Raw genomic sequence first — 15,791 nt, 5'->3', positions numbered from 1 at the left:
GACTGAATCGTTGAAGGCACTGCCGGTAAGTCCCTTAAAAATAGAGGGTTTCTTGCGTGCTAGAAGCTAGTCGCATACCGGGTTTGCGTTCAGCGAGTGACTGGGATGTACCATCGCGTCTGAACATGGCGCGTCAGTGTCTTTTGCACGCACCGGATCAGGTTGCGGTGATCGACCTGACCGGGGGAGACGAACGGCGAGTCACCTACGGACAACTCGCTGAAATGACGGACGGGATCGCGCGCGCGTTGTCGAAAAAGGTGCAGCCGGGAGATCGCGTTGGGGTGCTGCTGAGCCAGTCTCCCTGGTGTGCGGCGGCGCATCTTGCGATCTGGAAAATCGGTGCGATCTCGGTTCCACTGTTCAAACTTTTCAAGCAGGATGCTTTGCGATCCAGGGTCAGTGATGCAGGGGCGCAAATTGTGCTGACCGACCCTGAAGGAGCGGCACTGCTGGGAGATCTGGCTGAGCCGCTAATGGTCGATCAGATTGGTGAGATCGGCGACGCTGTGCCTTTCGCCGACACTGGCCCCGAAGATCCGGCGGTTCTGATCTATACATCCGGCACCACGGGCAGCCCGAAAGGTGCATTGCATGGCCACCGAGTGTTGACCGGGCACTTGCCAGGCGTCTCGATCAGCCACAACAATCTGCGCGAGGGTGACTGCCTGTGGACCCCCGCTGATTGGGCCTGGATTGGAGGGTTGTTCGACGTGCTGATGCCTGGCCTTGCGCTGGGCATTCCGGTCGTTGCAGCGCGATTGGACAAATTCACCCCCGAAGCCTGTGCTGATGTGATCGCGCTTGGCGGTGTGCGGAACGTGTTTTTCCCTCCTACCGCCCTGCGAATGCTGAAGGCGGCGGATCAGGCGCTTCCCGGGTTGCGTTCCGTCGCATCAGGTGGTGAGCCGCTGGGTGCCGAGATGTTGGCCTGGGGGCAGCAGGCGTTTGGCCTGACGATCAACGAATTCTACGGTCAGACAGAATGCAACATGGTCGTCTCTTCCTGTTCAGACGACTTCCCCGTGCGGCCCGGCTGCATCGGCAAGCCAGTACCGGGGCATGAGGTGGCGGTTATCGACGACGATGGGAACCCATCGGATCAAGAAGGCGACGTGGCCATTCGGCGCGGCTCGGCCTCGATGCTACTGGAGTATTGGAACCGCCCAGAGGCAACGGCTGAGAAGTTCCGTGGCGATTGGCTGATCACCGGCGATCGCGGCGTGTGGGAGGGTGACTATCTGCGCTTTGTCGGGCGCGACGATGACGTCATTACATCGTCCGGCTATCGTATTGGCCCGGCTGAGATCGAAGATTGCCTGCTGACCCACCCGGCAGTGGCGACAGTTGGCGTGGTCGGCAAGCCCGACAAGCTGCGGACAGAAATCGTCAAGGCATATGTGGTTTTGAAACCGGGGGCCGACGCCTCAGAATCCGAGTTGCAGGAGTGGGTTAAAACCCGTCTTGCGCATTATTCTTACCCTCGTGAAGTGGCTTTTGTGCAAGAGTTGCCTTTGACCGTGACAGGAAAAGTAATTCGTAAGGAGTTGAAGCGTCGCGCGTCTGAGGAGGGAAATCATGGCGGATAAGTCCAGTATTAGAACGGGGATTGAATTCAGCGCGACGGCAATTGCGGTTATTGGTGCCGCCTGGGCGGGCAAGGCTTACTTCGAGACGTGGATGCGGGACACAATCGAAAAAGCCGTCGAAGACAAAATTGCAGTCATAGAGCAACTGCAACTGGCAGACCTTCTAGTTTATTATGGTTACCCCGACGAGGCTATCTCTGAATTGCGCAAAGTAGCCGGTCGAGTGGCGAGCCTTGATGACGAAGACAAACGAAAAATTGCATTTTATGACAATTATTTAGATGCGATCTCTGCCTCTTACAGCACTCTGAAATATGAACCCGAAATCCGCATGCTGAGAAGTGTCTTCAGCACCGAGATGCAAACTGACGGATGGCATGATGAGAACTTGGCCTATGTCTCGATGTTCCTGCCGGAAGCGCAAGCGGATGAGAATTTTTACAATCGCGAAGTCGTCGGGCGTTTCAAACTAGCAGTAAGCCAGTACGAGGCGGATGGCGATTATGAGGCGATGGGAGACGCCTATCGCAACTTATCCCTGGCCTATTTGTGCCGCGGAGATAACGAAGACGCCATCGAGGCTATGGAGATGGCGGCCGAGATGCTGCCATTTGACTACTATTTTATGGTCCCGATGTCGGATCTGGAAGATTTTCTGGAAGAGCCAGGGATCAAAAAACTTGACGCAGTTTGTTCCAGCAACGTGGCGCAAGGTTACGCGCGTCTGATGCAGAGCTTTGCAGTCAGCGAAAACCCCGTTCGAGATTTTCTAAGAGAGTACACAAGATGAAGCTCCGATCCTCTGCTTTGCCTTCGTCCGAAGGCTTCCGGCAAAACCGTGCAGCGCATCTGGATGCGCTGGCGCTGATTTCCGCCGCGGCTGATGCCGCGCGGATGGGCGGGGGCGAAAGATCGCGCGCGCGACATGAAACGCGGGGCAAAATGCTACCGCGCCGAAGGGTGGCGAACCTGCTCGATCCGGGCTCTCCGTTTTTGGAAATCGGCGCAACCGCAGCGCATGACATGTATAATAACGCGGCCCCCAGCGCCGGTGTGATTGCCGGTATTGGCCGGGTGCAGGGACAAGAGGTCATGGTGGTCTGCAACGACGCCACGGTGAAGGGCGGCACTTACTACCCGATATCGGTCAAGAAACACCTGCGCGCGCAGGAGATTGCCGAAGAAAACAATCTGCCCTGTATCTATCTGGTCGACAGTGGTGGCGCGAACCTGCCCAATCAAGATGAGGTCTTCCCTGATCGCGACCACTTTGGCCGCATCTTCTATAATCAGGCGCGGATGAGCGCGAAAGGCATCCCTCAGATCGCGGTCGTCATGGGGTCGTGTACGGCAGGCGGGGCCTATGTGCCCGCGATGTCGGATGTGACCATCATTGTGAAGGAACAGGGCACGATTTTTCTGGCAGGCCCCCCGTTGGTCAAGGCTGCGACCGGTGAGGTGGTCAGTGCCGAGGACTTAGGTGGCGGCGATGTGCACACGCGTCTGTCCGGGGTGGCTGATTATTTGGCCGAAGATGATGCTCACGCGCTGGCACTGGCGCGCCGCGCGGTTGGTTCTCTGAACCTGCGCAAGCCACAGACGGTAGATTGGGCCAGCCCAGAAAATCCGGCATATGATCCCGAAGAAATCCTGGGCGTCGTCCCGGCCGATTTGCGCACCCCTTATGACATCCGAGAGGTGATCGCGCGACTGGTCGATGGCTCGCGTTTTGATGAATTTAAGCCGCGTTTTGGTGAGACGCTTGTGACCGGCTTCGCTCATGTCAAAGGCTGCCCGGTCGGGATCATCGCCAACAACGGCGTGCTGTTTTCCGAGGCCGCGCAGAAGGGCGCGCATTTCGTGGAACTGTGTTCGCAGCGCAAGATTCCCCTGGTGTTCTTGCAAAACATCACTGGCTTTATGGTTGGTCGGAAGTACGAAAACGAAGGTATCGCGCGGCACGGAGCCAAGATGGTTACGGCGGTGGCGACGACCAATGTTCCCAAAATCACCATGCTGGTGGGTGGCTCGTTTGGGGCCGGAAACTACGGTATGGCGGGTCGAGCCTATCAGCCACGGTTTTTGTGGACTTGGCCGAACTCGCGGATCTCGGTCATGGGCGGTGAACAGGCGGCGGGCGTTCTGGCCACCGTCAAACGTGACGGGATCGAACGGCAGGGTGGTACATGGTCCGCCGAGGAAGAGGCCGAGTTCAAACGTCCGACGCTGGAGATGTTCGAGGAGCAATCGCACCCGCTCTATGCTTCGGCCCGGCTGTGGGACGACGGCATCATCGACCCGCGCAAAAGCCGCGATGTGCTGGCCCTGTCGCTAAACGCTGCGTTGAATGCGCCGATTGAGGAGACACGTTTCGGCGTGTTCAGGATGTGATGAACATGACACTGGAAGATGTATTGGCCCGATATCCCGACGCACAAACCTTCAAATTCGGCGACAGCGCTTTGATGAGTGCCGAGTTGCTTTCACTGGTGCGTGCAGGCCGGAAAACTGCAACTTGTGGCGCGCTGAGGGACTATCCGGATGGTAGCCCCGAGACGCCAGTCGTTGGGCGCCGCGACATCGCTTTGGAATGGGATGGACGCCCTGCTTTGGTGATCGAAACCGTCGATGTTTCTGTCTGTCGTTTCTGCGATATGAGCGAGGATTTCGCGTTGGCCGAGGGCGAAAACGATACGCTTGAGGGATGGCGCGAAGATCATCGCCGGTACTTTGAGCGTAATGGTGGTTTCGATCCAGAGATGGAACTGCTGTGCGAGCGGTTCCGCCTAATCGAAGATCTGGCGGTTGAGGGATAAGAGATGTTCAACAAAATCCTGATTGCCAACCGAGGCGAAATTGCCTGTCGGGTGATGGAAACGTCTCAGAAGATGGGTGTGTCCTGCGTGGCGGTGTATTCAGATGCAGATGCCTCGGCCAAACACGTTCAGATCGCAGATGAGGCGGTGCATATCGGTGGCGCGGCCCCAGCGGACAGCTACCTGAAGGGCGAAGTGATCATTCAGGCTGCGCTGGATACAGGCGCGCAGGCGATCCACCCCGGCTATGGCTTTTTGTCCGAGAACCCCGATTTCGTGGATGCGGTCGAGGGCGCTGGTCTGACCTTCATCGGCCCTTCGGCGGATGCGATCCGCAAGATGGGTTTGAAAGATGCCGCCAAGGTACTGATGGAGAAAGCGGGCGTGCCGGTTGTGCCGGGATATCACGGTGACAACCAAGACCCCGAGCATTTGGCAGGGGCGGCGGATACCATCGGTTACCCGGTTTTGATTAAAGCCGTTGCGGGTGGCGGCGGCAAAGGCATGCGTCTGGTCGAGCGACCGGCGGACTTCATAACGGCATTGGACAGCGCCCGAGGCGAGGCAAAAACCGCTTTCGGCAATGACGCTGTTCTGGTCGAGAAATTCGTCGCCAAACCTCGCCATATCGAGGTGCAGGTTTTTGGGGATGGCACCCATGCCGTGCATTTGTTCGAACGAGACTGCTCGTTGCAGCGTCGACATCAGAAGGTGATCGAAGAAGCTCCGGCTCCGGGGATGACGCCTGAGATGCGCGAAGCGATGGGGCAAGCGGGCGTGCGTGCGGCCGAAGCGATTGGCTATAAAGGGGCAGGTACGGTTGAGTTTATCGTCGACGCCTCGGATGGGCTGCGTCCGGACCGGTTCTGGTTCATGGAGATGAATACGCGCCTGCAGGTCGAGCATCCGGTGACCGAGGCGATCACAGGTGTCGACCTTGTCGAATGGCAACTGCGCGTTGCAGCGGGCGAAAGCTTGCCCAAGCAGCAAAGTGACCTGTCGATCTCGGGTCATGCGTTCGAGGCGCGGCTCTATGCTGAAGACGTGCCAAAAGGCTTCCTGCCCGCGACAGGGACGCTGACCCATCTGGCTTTCCCCTCCGATTGCCGCGCCGACAGCGGCGTGCGTGCTCGTGATACGATCAGCCCGTGGTATGACCCTATGATCGCCAAGGTGATCGTGCATGGTCCGACGCGCGCGGTTGCGTTGGAACAGTTGCATAGGGCGCTGAAAGGAACCGAGGTGGGGGGAACGGTCACGAACCTCAGTTTTCTGGGCGCTTTGACCCGACATTCCGGCTTTGTAACCGGTGATGTTGATACCGGCCTGATTGGCCGGGATCTAGACGTGCTGGTTCAGGCAGAACCTATCCCGGCGTCTTCCATAGTCGCCGCCGCGATGACAGCTTTGGATCTGGTGGACACCGATGAGGAAACCGGGTTTTCGCTATGGGCTCCGCTGCATCGTGCGGTTCAGCTGCGGGCGGGTGATGATATTGACCTGGACGTACAAGTGGAAAGCCGGAACCGTCAGATCTGGCAGGTCGGAGAACGTACAGTTCTTGCCGATCGCGATCCGGGTGGGTGGCTGATCGACGGGGTTCAGATGCCGCGTGTATCCATCTCGGGCGCGCAGATTACGGTCTTTGAAAACTATGGCCAAACCCTCGAAATCGTTGATCCGCTGGACCGTGATACCAGTGCGGCAGGTGATACCAACGTGATTGAGGCACCAATGCCCGGTTTGGTTAAAGCTGTCTTTGCGCAGGTGGGGCAGACGGTCCAGCAAGGTGACCGGTTGGCGATCCTTGAAGCCATGAAAATGGAACACTCCCTGCTGGCGGCGCGCGATGGGCTTGTTGCCGAAGTGCTGGCCGATGCGGGGGCTCAAGTCGAGGCAGGGGCTGCGCTGGTCCGGCTGAAGGAGGAATGATCTGTCCCGTTCTCACGCAACGTGGCACAGTCAGATCGAATGCGTCAGTCAGAGAAGGGCACAACCATGGATGAACGGGTCGAAATCTTCGAGGTGGGTCCGCGTGACGGTCTGCAGAACGAAAAACGCGAAATCCCGGTGGCAGAAAAGGTGGCGCTGGTCGATTGCCTTAGTCGGGCTGGTTTCAATCGCATCGAAGTGGCCAGTTTTGTTTCGCCTAAGTGGGTGCCGCAAATGGCGGGCAGCACAGATGTGTTGGCTGGGATTAAGCGGGCAGATGGGGTGCGCTATGCCGCGCTGACACCGAACATGCGGGGGTACGAAGATGCCTTGGCCGCAAAGGCCGATGAGATCGCAGTATTCGCTTCGGCCTCTGAAGGGTTCTCGAAAGCCAACATTAATGCCACCATAGAAGAATCCATCGAGCGTTTTGTCCCGATCCTTGAAGCCGCGCGCCACATTGATCTTCCTGTGCGGGGCTATGTATCTTGCGTGACCGATTGCCCATATGACGGACCAACCCCGCCTGAGAAGGTGGCCGAGGTCGCGGATCGGCTGTTTTCGCTGGGATGTTACGAGGTGTCGCTGGGGGATACGATCGGGCAGGGTACGCCCGATACAATTGCCCACATGCTGCTAGCGGTGCGTGAGCGGGTGCCCGTGACGCGTTTGGCGGGGCACTTTCATGACACCAACGGGCGGGCCATCGACAATATCGACGCGGCGCTGGCGCTGGGTGTTCGGGTGTTCGACAGTGCTATCGGCGGTTTGGGTGGATGTCCATATGCGCCGGGTGCCGCGGGAAACGTCTCCACTGAAGCCGTCGTGAGGCATTTGGAACGTCTTGGATATCAGACCGGCATCGACCTTGCGGTCATCGAAGAGGCCGCGCAAATGGCACGTGCGATGCGGTCCCAGTAAGGAGCAGACATGTTTGAAACGATCGCTGTGACCACCGACGCGCGCGGTGTGGCCACTCTGACCCTCAACCGTGCCGAAAAGCACAACGCCATGTCGGCGCAGATGATCGCCGAGCTTACGCAAGCAGCGCAGCAGCTAGGCGCGGACGAGGCGGTGCGCGTCGTTGTACTGACCGGTGCGGGAAAGAGCTTTTGTGCCGGCGGCGATCTGGGCTGGATGCAGTCTCAGATGGCAGCAGAATCTGAAACCCGATTTATTGAGGCGCGCAAGCTGGCCGAAATGTTGCAGGCGCTGAACACGTTGCCGAAACCGCTGATCGGAGCGATTCACGGCAATGCCTTTGGGGGCGGTGTGGGATTGGCGTCGGTTTGTGATGTGGCGATCGGAGCGGACACGGTCAAAATGGGGCTGACTGAGACCAAGCTGGGCCTGATCCCGGCCACCATTGGCCCGTATGTTGTCGCTCGCATGGGGGAAGCCCTCGCGCGGCGCGTGTTCATGTCGGCTCGGGTGTTTGAAGCCGCAGAAGCGGTAGAGCTGGGTCTGCTGGCCAGAATTGTGCCGGAGGACGCTCTGAATAACGCAATTGAGGCCGAGGTTGTGCCCTATCTGACCTGCGCACCCGGTGCGGTTGCGTCCGCCAAACAACTGGTGCGCCAACTCGGACCCCGCATTGACGATGCTGTGATCGACCATACGATCCGAGAGCTGGTCGACAGGTGGGAAACGGAAGAGGCCAAAGAGGGAATCGGCGCGTTCTTTGAAAAAAGAAAACCTGCATGGATTAGTAAGGTTTAGGCGACACTTGTATTGCACTCGCGACAGGGCGCGCGACTATCTTAACCAGAACAGAAGTAAGTCGAATATTACCCCCCTGCGCGTTTGTGTTCGGTTGACCCTATGACCCGGCGGGGATACAGAATGTCCAGTCAACACGCCAATTGACGGCGCTCCCTTTCGGGGTATGCGCAGGAAAGGAGCTGTACGTGGAAGACCTATTGCGGGAGTACCTCCCGATCCTGGTGTTTCTGGCCGTAGCTGTGGGCCTTGGAATCGTACTGATTCTGGCGGCAGTCGTGCTGGCGGTCCGCAATCCCGACCCCGAAAAAGTTAGCGCGTATGAATGTGGATTCAACGCGTTCGATGATGCACGGATGAAGTTTGACGTCAGGTTTTATTTGGTTTCGATTCTCTTCATCATCTTCGACTTGGAAATCGCGTTTCTGTTCCCGTGGGCTGTCGGCTTCAAGGACATCAGCGACGTTGGTTTCTGGTCCATGATGGTGTTTCTGGGCGTTCTGACCATTGGCTTTGCCTATGAATGGAAGAAGGGGGCCTTGGAATGGGAGTGATGACGGGTGCAAACACCGCGGGCGTCGATAAAGAAGTCGCCACCCAGGCCTTGAATGCCGAGTTGCAGGACAAGGGTTTTCTGCTGACCTCGACCGAGGATATCATCAACTGGGCGCGCACCGGGTCACTGCACTGGATGACCTTCGGTCTGGCCTGCTGTGCGGTTGAGATGATGCACACCTCGATGCCGCGCTACGACGCGGAACGGTTTGGCATCGCGCCACGTGCGTCCCCACGCCAGTCGGATGTGATGATCGTGGCGGGCACGCTGACCAACAAGATGGCACCGGCGCTGCGCAAGGTCTACGACCAGATGCCCGAGCCTCGCTATGTGATCTCGATGGGCTCCTGCGCGAATGGCGGTGGGTACTACCACTACTCCTATTCGGTCGTGCGAGGTTGTGACCGCATCGTTCCGGTGGACATTTACGTCCCCGGCTGCCCGCCGACAGCCGAGGCATTGCTGTACGGTCTGATGCAGTTGCAACGCAAAATCCGCCGCACCGGCACCATCGTACGCTGAGGAAAGAGCTGATGAGCGAAGCACTCAAGGAACTCGGTACGCAGCTCGAACTGAAGCGGACGGATTGCGTTCTGTCATGGGACGTCACACACGGTGAACTGAACGTGGATGTGGCGCTGTCGAACCTTGTGGAATTCGTTGAATTCTTGAGGTCGGACCGCAGCTGTCAGTTTTCCACACTCGTAGACATCACCGGCGTTGACTACCCGGAACGTGCCAAAAGATTCGACGTGGTTTATCACTTCCTGTCTATGTACCAGAACCAGCGTATCCGTCTGCGGGTCTCGATCCGTGAAGAGGATATGGTGCCCTCGATCACCGAGGTACACCCGTCGGCCAACTGGTTCGAACGCGAGGTGTTCGACATGTTCGGCATCCTGTTCTCGGGGCACCCGGACCTGCGGCGCATCCTGACGGACTATGGATTCCGCGGCTACCCGCTGCGCAAGGACTTCCCGACCACTGGCTATACCGAGGTTCGGTATGATGAGGCGCAAAAACGCGTGGTCTACGAACCTGTCAGCCTTGTGCAGGAATACCGTCAGTTCGATTTCATGAGCCCTTGGGAGGGTGCAAACTACATTCTTCCGGGGGATGAGAAGCAGGAGACTGAATAATGGGTGGCATCTGGTGGCTGATCCTGTCTGCGCTGACCATCATCCCGATGGTAAAGATTTTGCCATTCTTCGGGATCAACAAATTCTGGTGCCTTCTTTGTCTGGTTCCATTTGGCACGATCGCGTTGCTTTGGTGGGTCGGGCTGAAACTGCAAGAGTTGGAGCGCCGCTGAGATGCTGATGCTGCTGGGAGAACTGATCGCACTAGGTGCGCTGGGGGTCTTGCTGGCAGGGGCCGCGGCCAAGGCTGCCGAGGCGGAAAAGGTCCGGGTTCGGGCCGATGCTAAAAAGAACAAACGGGGGCGTTGATGGACGGCTCAAGATACGATGACGGCAGCACGGACGCGCTGAGCGGAGAACAGAAGATCCGCAATTTTAACATCAACTTCGGCCCGCAACACCCTGCGGCGCATGGAGTTCTGCGTCTTGTGCTTGAGCTGGACGGTGAGATCGTCGAGCGGTGCGATCCGCATATCGGCCTGCTGCACCGTGGCACCGAAAAGCTGATGGAAAGCCGGACGTATCTGCAGAACCTGCCGTATTTCGACCGTCTGGATTACGTGGCACCGATGAACCAGGAACACGCCTGGTGTTTGGCCATTGAAAAGCTGACCGGAGTCGAGGTTCCGCGCCGGGGCTCGCTGATCCGGGTGCTGTATTCCGAGATCGGCCGAATTCTTAACCACCTGCTGAACGTAACCACGCAGGCGATGGATGTGGGTGCTTTGACACCACCGCTCTGGGGCTTTGAAGAACGCGAAAAGCTCATGGTGTTCTATGAGCGTGCCTGCGGTGCCCGCCTGCACGCGGCCTATTTCCGGCCCGGTGGTGTGCATCAGGACCTGCCGCCCGAACTGCTGGACGATATCGAGGCGTGGAGCCACGAATTTCCCGCCGTTCTGGACGACATCGATGGCCTATTGACCGAAAACCGCATCTTCAAGCAGCGCAACGCCGATATCGGTGTCGTGACCGAAGAAGATATCCAGAAGTACGGCTTCTCTGGCGTGATGGTGCGTGGTTCGGGGCTTGCCTGGGATTTGCGTCGCGCACAGCCCTATGAATGCTATGACGAGTTTGAATTCCAGATTCCCGTTGGCAAAAACGGTGACTGCTATGACCGTTACCTGGTCCGTATGGAAGAAATGCGCCAGTCGCTGTCGATCATCCGACAGGCAATCGCAAAAATCCGTGACTGTCCCGGAGACGTTCTGGCGCGAGGCAAAATCACCCCGCCCAAACGGTCGGACATGAAAACCTCGATGGAAAGTCTGATCCATCATTTCAAACTGTACACCGAAGGCTTCCACGTCCCAGCAGGCGAGGTCTACGCCGCCGTTGAGGCCCCCAAGGGCGAATTCGGCGTCTATCTGGTCGCCGACGGCACCAACAAGCCTTACCGTGCCAAACTGCGCGCGCCGGGGTTCCTGCACCTGCAGGCTATGGATCACGTCGCCGGAGGCCACCAATTGGCAGACGTTGCAGCCATCATCGGCACCATGGATGTCGTGTTTGGGGAGATTGATCGGTGAGACGGCTGGTCCTAACCCTCGCCGTGGTAGCCGCAACGCCTGTGCAGGCCGCCTCGACCCATCCAACGGCGAAAGTGCTTGAAGTTATGCGCGACAACGACTGCCGGTTAGATATCTCGCGCGCCGAGGAATCGTTTTCTGCCCGGGACTTGCGTCCCGAAGATGTCAGTGCAGTGATAAACTCATGGGCTGAGCAAGGGTTGGCTGGGCTGGATGGTCCGATATTCGAAATTGCCCCGGCAATTTGCGGCGCGCATGGCCTTGCGCCTGAGGATGCGGTAGGCCGTGCGGATGCGCTTTATGACTTTGTACGCTTGAACGGGTGCCGCATGGTTGAAGACGAGGCGGAGATCAAACTGCGCCCCGCTGGTTTTACTCAGGCCGAAACGCCGGATCTGATAGCCCGCCTTGTTGAACAGGGTCGCGCGCATCAGGAAGACCCCTATATTATCGTGATCGGAGATGCCTGCTAATGCTGCGCCGTCTGCACCCCGAACAACCTGAAAGCTTTGCCTTTACCGCAGCCAATCAGCAGTGGGCCAAAGCGCAGATTACCAAGTACCCCGATGGCCGTCAGGCCAGCGCGGTTATCCCGCTTTTGTGGCGCGCGCAGGAACAAGAGGGCTGGCTCAGCCGCCCTGCGATTGAATCCGTCGCCGATATGCTGGGAATGGCCTATATCCGCGTGCTTGAGGTTGCATCGTTCTACTTCATGTTCCAGCTGCAACCAGTTGGCTCTGTGGCGCATATTCAGATATGCGGAACGACCTCATGCATGATCTGCGGGGCTGAAGATCTGATTGCGGTTTGCAAGGACAAAATCGCGGCCAAGCCGCACGAACTGTCCGCCGACGGCAAGCTGAGTTGGGAAGAGGTGGAATGCCTCGGATCCTGCACCAACGCGCCGATGGCGCAAATCGGCAAGGATTATTACGAAGATCTGACCGCCGAGAGCTTTGGCAAGATCGTCGACGATCTGGCTGCCGGAAAGGTGCCACTTCCGGGCCCACAAAACGGACGGTACGCGGCGGAACCGCTGAAAGGGCTGACCAGCCTGACCGAGCATGAAGCAGGCAAACCGCAATACAACGCCAGCGTCGAGCTGGCCCTGGATATTGGCGATACAGTCAAACGTATCGACGGGACCGAGGTTCCGATCCTGACGCCGTGGCTGGGCAAAGACGGCAAAGCTGCGGCGACCAAGGCCGCGCCCAAACCGCCAAAAGCACCCGCGCCTGCGAAGACTGCAGCAAAACAGGCCGAAGAGGCGAAGGCGGCGAAAGAGGATCAACCGGAAACCCTGACCGCGGCGCGGGATGGCAAGGCAGACGATCTGAAGATGCTCAAAGGGGTCGGTCCCAAGCTTGAGCAGACACTGAATGATCTTGGGTTCTTCCACTTTGACCAGATTGCAGCGTGGACGCCTGAGCAGGTGGCTTGGGTAGACGCACGGCTTAAATTCAAAGGGCGGATCGAACGGGATGGCTGGATTGCCCAAGCCGCTCAACTGGCGAAGGGCGAAGAAACCGAATTTGCAAAGCGTGCCAAGGAAGACGGCACTTACGAAGAATAGGACCCATGTCCGTTCGGGGCATGAAGGATGAGATGGACAAAGACAAGGAACAGGCGATAGCCCGAAAGGGTCGTCATGTCGGGGTAGTCATCGCCGCGACCATGGTGCTTTGGCTTGCCATGACATTGTTCATTGGCCCCGCGCTAGGGTTGCCGGGGCGCTATGCGCTGCTGTTTGATTTCGCCGCTCTGGCGGGGTTTATCTATGCGGGCGTGAACATTTTTCAACTCTGGCGCATGCGTCAGGACAGCTGAAGGTAAGACACGATGCTGAAGGATCAGGACAGGATCTTTACCAACATCTACGGGATGCATGAGCGCACCTTGAAAGGCGCGCAGGCCCGCGGGCATTGGGACGGCACCGCTGGCCTGATCGGAAACGGGCGCGACTGGATCATCCAGACGATGAAGGATTCCGGCTTGCGCGGACGCGGCGGCGCCGGATTCCCGACTGGTCTGAAATGGTCGTTCATGCCGAAGGAAAGCGACGGACGTCCGGCCTATCTGGTTGTGAACGCGGACGAATCCGAGCCGGGCACCTGCAAGGACCGTGAGATCATGCGCCACGATCCGCATACGTTGATCGAAGGTTGTTTGATCGCGTCTTTCGCGATGAATGCGCATACCTGCTACATCTATCTTCGCGGTGAATACATCCGCGAGCGAGAGGCGCTGCAGGCCGCAATTGATGAGGCATATGATGCCGGATTGCTGGGCAAGAACGCTGCCGGGTCGGGTTGGGATTTCGACCTGTTTCTGCATCACGGGGCAGGGGCGTATATCTGCGGTGAGGAAACAGCCCTGATCGAAAGCCTTGAGGGCAAGAAGGGCATGCCGCGTATGAAACCTCCGTTCCCGGCGGGGGCGGGCCTCTATGGCTGTCCGACCACTGTGAACAATGTGGAGTCTATCGCCGTTGTGCCGACCATCTTACGGCGTGGTGCCGACTGGTTTGCCGGTTTTGGCCGCCAAAACAACGCAGGCACCAAACTGTTTGCAATATCGGGCCATGTAAACAATCCCTGCGTAGTAGAAGAGGCGATGTCGATCCCGTTTGAGCAGCTGATCGAAACGCATTGCGGCGGGATTCGCGGCGGTTGGGACAACCTGTTGGCTGTGATCCCCGGCGGTTCCTCGGTACCTTGCGTGCGCGGGGAAGACATGCGCGACGCCATCATGGATTTCGACCACCTGCGCAACGATCTGGGCTCGGGGCTGGGCACGGCGGCGGTGATCGTGATGGACAAATCCACCGATATCATCAAGGCGATCTGGCGGCTGTCGAAGTTCTACAAGCACGAAAGCTGTGGTCAGTGCACGCCCTGCCGCGAAGGAACCGGTTGGATGATGCGGGTGATGGACCGTCTGGTGCGCGGTGAGGCGGAGCTAGAAGAGATCGACATGTTGTTTGACGTCACTAAGCAAGTCGAAGGTCATACCATCTGCGCTTTGGGCGATGCGGCGGCCTGGCCGATTCAAGGTCTGATCCGTAACTTCCGTGAGGAGATCGAGGATCGCATCAAAGCCCAGAAATCTGGCCGTATGGGCGCGATGGCAGCGGAATGAACAATGTGCGGGATGTTGAACCAATTCCAAGCCGGGTTGAGATCAAGGAGTTGAACTAATGGAAGTTTTTTCCGCTTATTCACACGCGATCGCTTCAATGGTGATTTTTACGTTGATCATTCTGGTATTGTCGCCGTTCTCGGCGCTTGCCAAGGCTGGCAAAGGTCTTGCCCCCGGGGCGACGCCGGAGCAGGACTATTCCGACAAGGCTTATCGGTTGAACCGGGCATATCTGAATGGAACTGAAACTCTGCCGGCCTTTGTCGCAGTTACTGTCGCGGCCATTCTGCTTGGGGTGAGCCCGTTCTGGGTGAACCTTCTGGCCTCCGTGGCTCTGATTGCGCGTATCGTCATGTTGGTTATCCACATGCGTGGTATCGGACAACCGCACAGCGGCGTCCGGTCTGTAACCTATGTCGTCGGGTGGGCCTGCATGGTGGTGATGGGCGTCATGGCATTGGTGGCGGCGTTTTGATGGAAAAGAAAGGTGTCTATTCGTTGACTGGATCAAATTTCAGGGCGGGACGCGCAACACTGGTCGCGGTCTTGGGGGCTGTGGTTTTCGTCTCTGCTTGCGGCCCGTCGTCCAGCGATCGCATTCTGTTTGATGGGAAAGCTTTCCGGGCCAAAGCGAAAGCAGTCGATAAAAGGAACGCCCCCACAGAATTCACGGTTGTCGTAAACGGCGCATCTGCCTCTTTGGATGGCGCGCGCGAAGCGGGTCGGTTTGAGGGAACCAAGTTCTGTATAGATTCTTTTGGGACTTCGAAAATCAACTGGAAAGTCGGACCCGACACCGAGCCGCAAAACCTGCGCATTACGGACAATAAATTGACCTTTGCAGGAACCTGCCAGCGACCATGATGCGGTTTTTTGCATATCAGCCCATGACGCAGGACGTGTTATTGAATAGCACTCCGGCACCGGATCGTTTTGGCCTGTCCAAAACGAAAGGATTTGTCATGTCTGGTGTGAAACTGCTTATTGCGTTGTCTGTTCTGACTTTCCCTGCCGCGGTCGAGGCCAAACCGCCCTTGCGCGAAGTCAAAGAGATTGACGAAGAACTCTATTACATCGCAATCGCAAACGAGATTTCGGAATTCTGCCCGTCGATCAGCGGGCGCAGGCTGAAGGCGATTGGCGTTATGTGGGGGCTAAAGTCCAAAGCGAACAAACTGGGGTATTCGGACGGTGAAATCCGCGCTTACGTGGAATCGGATGCCGAAAAGGACCGGATGCGCGCCAAGGGCGAGGCGTATCTGGCCGCGAACGGTGTGTCTTACGACAACCCCAACTCTTTCTGCACGTTGGGGCAGGCAGAGATCGAAAGAAACAGCGCCATTGGCGTGTATTTGAGGGCGAACTAGACC

Annotated in this window: 19 protein-coding genes; all 19 read left to right on the top strand. The window is 57.9% G+C overall.

Features of this window, described 5'->3' with window-relative positions:
- Nucleotides 1–56: 56 nt before the first annotated feature.
- The 19 genes from ACR0AK_RS10935 to ACR0AK_RS10845 all read left to right on the top strand — a co-directional run bounded on the left by ACR0AK_RS10935 (nucleotide 57) and on the right by ACR0AK_RS10845 (nucleotide 15,788).
- Nucleotides 57–1,589, top strand: a complete 1,533-nt coding sequence (locus tag ACR0AK_RS10935) for an AMP-binding protein (RefSeq protein ID WP_480793314.1) — start codon at nucleotides 57–59, stop codon at nucleotides 1,587–1,589.
- Nucleotides 1,579–2,379: a hypothetical protein gene (locus tag ACR0AK_RS10930; RefSeq protein WP_480793313.1), complete on the top strand. Its 801-nt coding sequence runs from the start codon at nucleotides 1,579–1,581 to the stop codon at nucleotides 2,377–2,379. The genes ACR0AK_RS10935 and ACR0AK_RS10930 overlap by 11 nt, the downstream gene beginning before the upstream one ends.
- On the top strand, nucleotides 2,376–3,980 hold the full coding sequence (locus ACR0AK_RS10925) for a carboxyl transferase domain-containing protein (RefSeq protein ID WP_480793312.1): 1,605 nt from the start codon (nucleotides 2,376–2,378) through the stop codon (nucleotides 3,978–3,980). Before ACR0AK_RS10930 ends, ACR0AK_RS10925 begins: the two co-directional genes overlap by 4 nt.
- On the top strand, nucleotides 3,980–4,405 hold the full coding sequence (locus ACR0AK_RS10920; protein WP_480793311.1) for an ASCH domain-containing protein: 426 nt from the start codon (nucleotides 3,980–3,982) through the stop codon (nucleotides 4,403–4,405). The genes ACR0AK_RS10925 and ACR0AK_RS10920 overlap by 1 nt, the downstream gene beginning before the upstream one ends.
- A gap of 3 nt (nucleotides 4,406–4,408) precedes the next feature.
- Nucleotides 4,409–6,337 carry an acetyl/propionyl/methylcrotonyl-CoA carboxylase subunit alpha gene (locus ACR0AK_RS10915; protein ID WP_480793310.1) on the top strand — a complete coding sequence of 643 codons (1,929 nt, stop codon included), beginning with the start codon at nucleotides 4,409–4,411 and terminating at the stop codon, nucleotides 6,335–6,337.
- 66 nt (nucleotides 6,338–6,403) lie between these two features.
- Entirely contained in the window at nucleotides 6,404–7,258 is an 855-nt protein-coding gene (locus tag ACR0AK_RS10910) for a hydroxymethylglutaryl-CoA lyase (RefSeq protein WP_480793659.1), read from the top strand.
- Between the two features lie 9 nt (nucleotides 7,259–7,267).
- Entirely contained in the window at nucleotides 7,268–8,056 is a 789-nt protein-coding gene (locus ACR0AK_RS10905; protein ID WP_480793309.1) for a crotonase/enoyl-CoA hydratase family protein, read from the top strand.
- Nucleotides 8,057–8,244: 188 nt separating this feature from the next.
- Complete coding sequence (locus ACR0AK_RS10900) at nucleotides 8,245–8,610, top strand: NADH-quinone oxidoreductase subunit A (RefSeq protein ID WP_050602775.1); 366 nt, start codon at nucleotides 8,245–8,247, stop codon at nucleotides 8,608–8,610.
- On the top strand, nucleotides 8,601–9,134 hold the full coding sequence (locus ACR0AK_RS10895) for a NuoB/complex I 20 kDa subunit family protein (RefSeq protein ID WP_037307875.1): 534 nt from the start codon (nucleotides 8,601–8,603) through the stop codon (nucleotides 9,132–9,134). Before ACR0AK_RS10900 ends, ACR0AK_RS10895 begins: the two co-directional genes overlap by 10 nt.
- An 11-nt stretch (nucleotides 9,135–9,145) precedes the next feature.
- Nucleotides 9,146–9,751, top strand: a complete 606-nt coding sequence (locus ACR0AK_RS10890; protein ID WP_170558490.1) for an NADH-quinone oxidoreductase subunit C — start codon at nucleotides 9,146–9,148, stop codon at nucleotides 9,749–9,751.
- Nucleotides 9,751–9,924, top strand: a complete 174-nt coding sequence (locus tag ACR0AK_RS10885; RefSeq protein ID WP_058274391.1) for a hypothetical protein — start codon at nucleotides 9,751–9,753, stop codon at nucleotides 9,922–9,924. The genes ACR0AK_RS10890 and ACR0AK_RS10885 overlap by 1 nt, the downstream gene beginning before the upstream one ends.
- A 1-nt stretch (nucleotide 9,925) precedes the next feature.
- The gene (locus ACR0AK_RS10880; RefSeq protein ID WP_302477273.1) at nucleotides 9,926–10,060 is read left to right on the top strand and encodes a hypothetical protein; all 135 of its coding nucleotides are present in this window, start codon (nucleotides 9,926–9,928) and stop codon (nucleotides 10,058–10,060) included.
- A complete protein-coding gene (locus ACR0AK_RS10875) occupies nucleotides 10,060–11,283 on the top strand; it encodes an NADH-quinone oxidoreductase subunit D (RefSeq protein ID WP_480793308.1) in 1,224 nt (407 codons plus the stop codon). The genes ACR0AK_RS10880 and ACR0AK_RS10875 overlap by 1 nt, the downstream gene beginning before the upstream one ends.
- Entirely contained in the window at nucleotides 11,280–11,756 is a 477-nt protein-coding gene (locus tag ACR0AK_RS10870) for a hypothetical protein (protein WP_480793307.1), read from the top strand. The genes ACR0AK_RS10875 and ACR0AK_RS10870 overlap by 4 nt, the downstream gene beginning before the upstream one ends.
- The gene (gene nuoE / locus ACR0AK_RS10865; protein ID WP_480793306.1) at nucleotides 11,756–12,856 is read left to right on the top strand and encodes an NADH-quinone oxidoreductase subunit NuoE; all 1,101 of its coding nucleotides are present in this window, start codon (nucleotides 11,756–11,758) and stop codon (nucleotides 12,854–12,856) included. The genes ACR0AK_RS10870 and nuoE overlap by 1 nt, the downstream gene beginning before the upstream one ends.
- 32 nt (nucleotides 12,857–12,888) lie before the next feature.
- A complete protein-coding gene (locus tag ACR0AK_RS10860) occupies nucleotides 12,889–13,110 on the top strand; it encodes a DUF5337 domain-containing protein (protein ID WP_170559356.1) in 222 nt (73 codons plus the stop codon).
- 12 nt (nucleotides 13,111–13,122) lie between these two features.
- Nucleotides 13,123–14,421 carry an NADH-quinone oxidoreductase subunit NuoF gene (gene nuoF, locus ACR0AK_RS10855; protein WP_058279630.1) on the top strand — a complete coding sequence of 433 codons (1,299 nt, stop codon included), beginning with the start codon at nucleotides 13,123–13,125 and terminating at the stop codon, nucleotides 14,419–14,421.
- A 58-nt stretch (nucleotides 14,422–14,479) separates the two neighbouring features.
- Complete coding sequence (locus tag ACR0AK_RS10850) at nucleotides 14,480–14,896, top strand: MAPEG family protein (RefSeq protein WP_170558485.1); 417 nt, start codon at nucleotides 14,480–14,482, stop codon at nucleotides 14,894–14,896.
- 385 nt (nucleotides 14,897–15,281) lie between these two features.
- On the top strand, nucleotides 15,282–15,788 hold the full coding sequence (locus ACR0AK_RS10845; RefSeq protein ID WP_368040248.1) for a DUF5333 domain-containing protein: 507 nt from the start codon (nucleotides 15,282–15,284) through the stop codon (nucleotides 15,786–15,788).
- Nucleotides 15,789–15,791: the final 3 nt, after the last annotated feature.

It is taken from the genome of Ruegeria sp. BI12, assembly GCF_056537985.1.
Note: the sequence above shows the minus strand (reverse complement) of the source record. Positions and strands in the feature narration are given on the sequence as shown.

Bases quoted from the DNA above. Each gene is read 5' to 3' on its own strand.
- ACR0AK_RS10930 (WP_480793313.1), top strand. From the start codon at position 1,579: ATGGCGGATAAGTCCAGTATTAGAACGGGGATTGAATTCAGCGCGACG.
- ACR0AK_RS10925 (WP_480793312.1), top strand. From the start codon at position 2,376: ATGAAGCTCCGATCCTCTGCTTTGCCTTCGTCCGAAGGCTTCCGGCAA.
- ACR0AK_RS10920 (WP_480793311.1), top strand. From the start codon at position 3,980: ATGAACATGACACTGGAAGATGTATTGGCCCGATATCCCGACGCACAA.
- ACR0AK_RS10915 (WP_480793310.1), top strand. From the start codon at position 4,409: ATGTTCAACAAAATCCTGATTGCCAACCGAGGCGAAATTGCCTGTCGG.
- ACR0AK_RS10910 (WP_480793659.1), top strand. From the start codon at position 6,404: ATGGATGAACGGGTCGAAATCTTCGAGGTGGGTCCGCGTGACGGTCTG.
- ACR0AK_RS10905 (WP_480793309.1), top strand. From the start codon at position 7,268: ATGTTTGAAACGATCGCTGTGACCACCGACGCGCGCGGTGTGGCCACT.
- ACR0AK_RS10895 (WP_037307875.1), top strand. From the start codon at position 8,601: ATGGGAGTGATGACGGGTGCAAACACCGCGGGCGTCGATAAAGAAGTC.
- ACR0AK_RS10890 (WP_170558490.1), top strand. From the start codon at position 9,146: ATGAGCGAAGCACTCAAGGAACTCGGTACGCAGCTCGAACTGAAGCGG.
- ACR0AK_RS10885 (WP_058274391.1), top strand. From the start codon at position 9,751: ATGGGTGGCATCTGGTGGCTGATCCTGTCTGCGCTGACCATCATCCCG.
- ACR0AK_RS10880 (WP_302477273.1), top strand. From the start codon at position 9,926: ATGCTGATGCTGCTGGGAGAACTGATCGCACTAGGTGCGCTGGGGGTC.
- ACR0AK_RS10875 (WP_480793308.1), top strand. From the start codon at position 10,060: ATGGACGGCTCAAGATACGATGACGGCAGCACGGACGCGCTGAGCGGA.
- nuoE (WP_480793306.1), top strand. From the start codon at position 11,756: ATGCTGCGCCGTCTGCACCCCGAACAACCTGAAAGCTTTGCCTTTACC.
- ACR0AK_RS10860 (WP_170559356.1), top strand. From the start codon at position 12,889: ATGGACAAAGACAAGGAACAGGCGATAGCCCGAAAGGGTCGTCATGTC.
- nuoF (WP_058279630.1), top strand. From the start codon at position 13,123: ATGCTGAAGGATCAGGACAGGATCTTTACCAACATCTACGGGATGCAT.
- ACR0AK_RS10850 (WP_170558485.1), top strand. From the start codon at position 14,480: ATGGAAGTTTTTTCCGCTTATTCACACGCGATCGCTTCAATGGTGATT.
- ACR0AK_RS10845 (WP_368040248.1), top strand. From the start codon at position 15,282: ATGATGCGGTTTTTTGCATATCAGCCCATGACGCAGGACGTGTTATTG.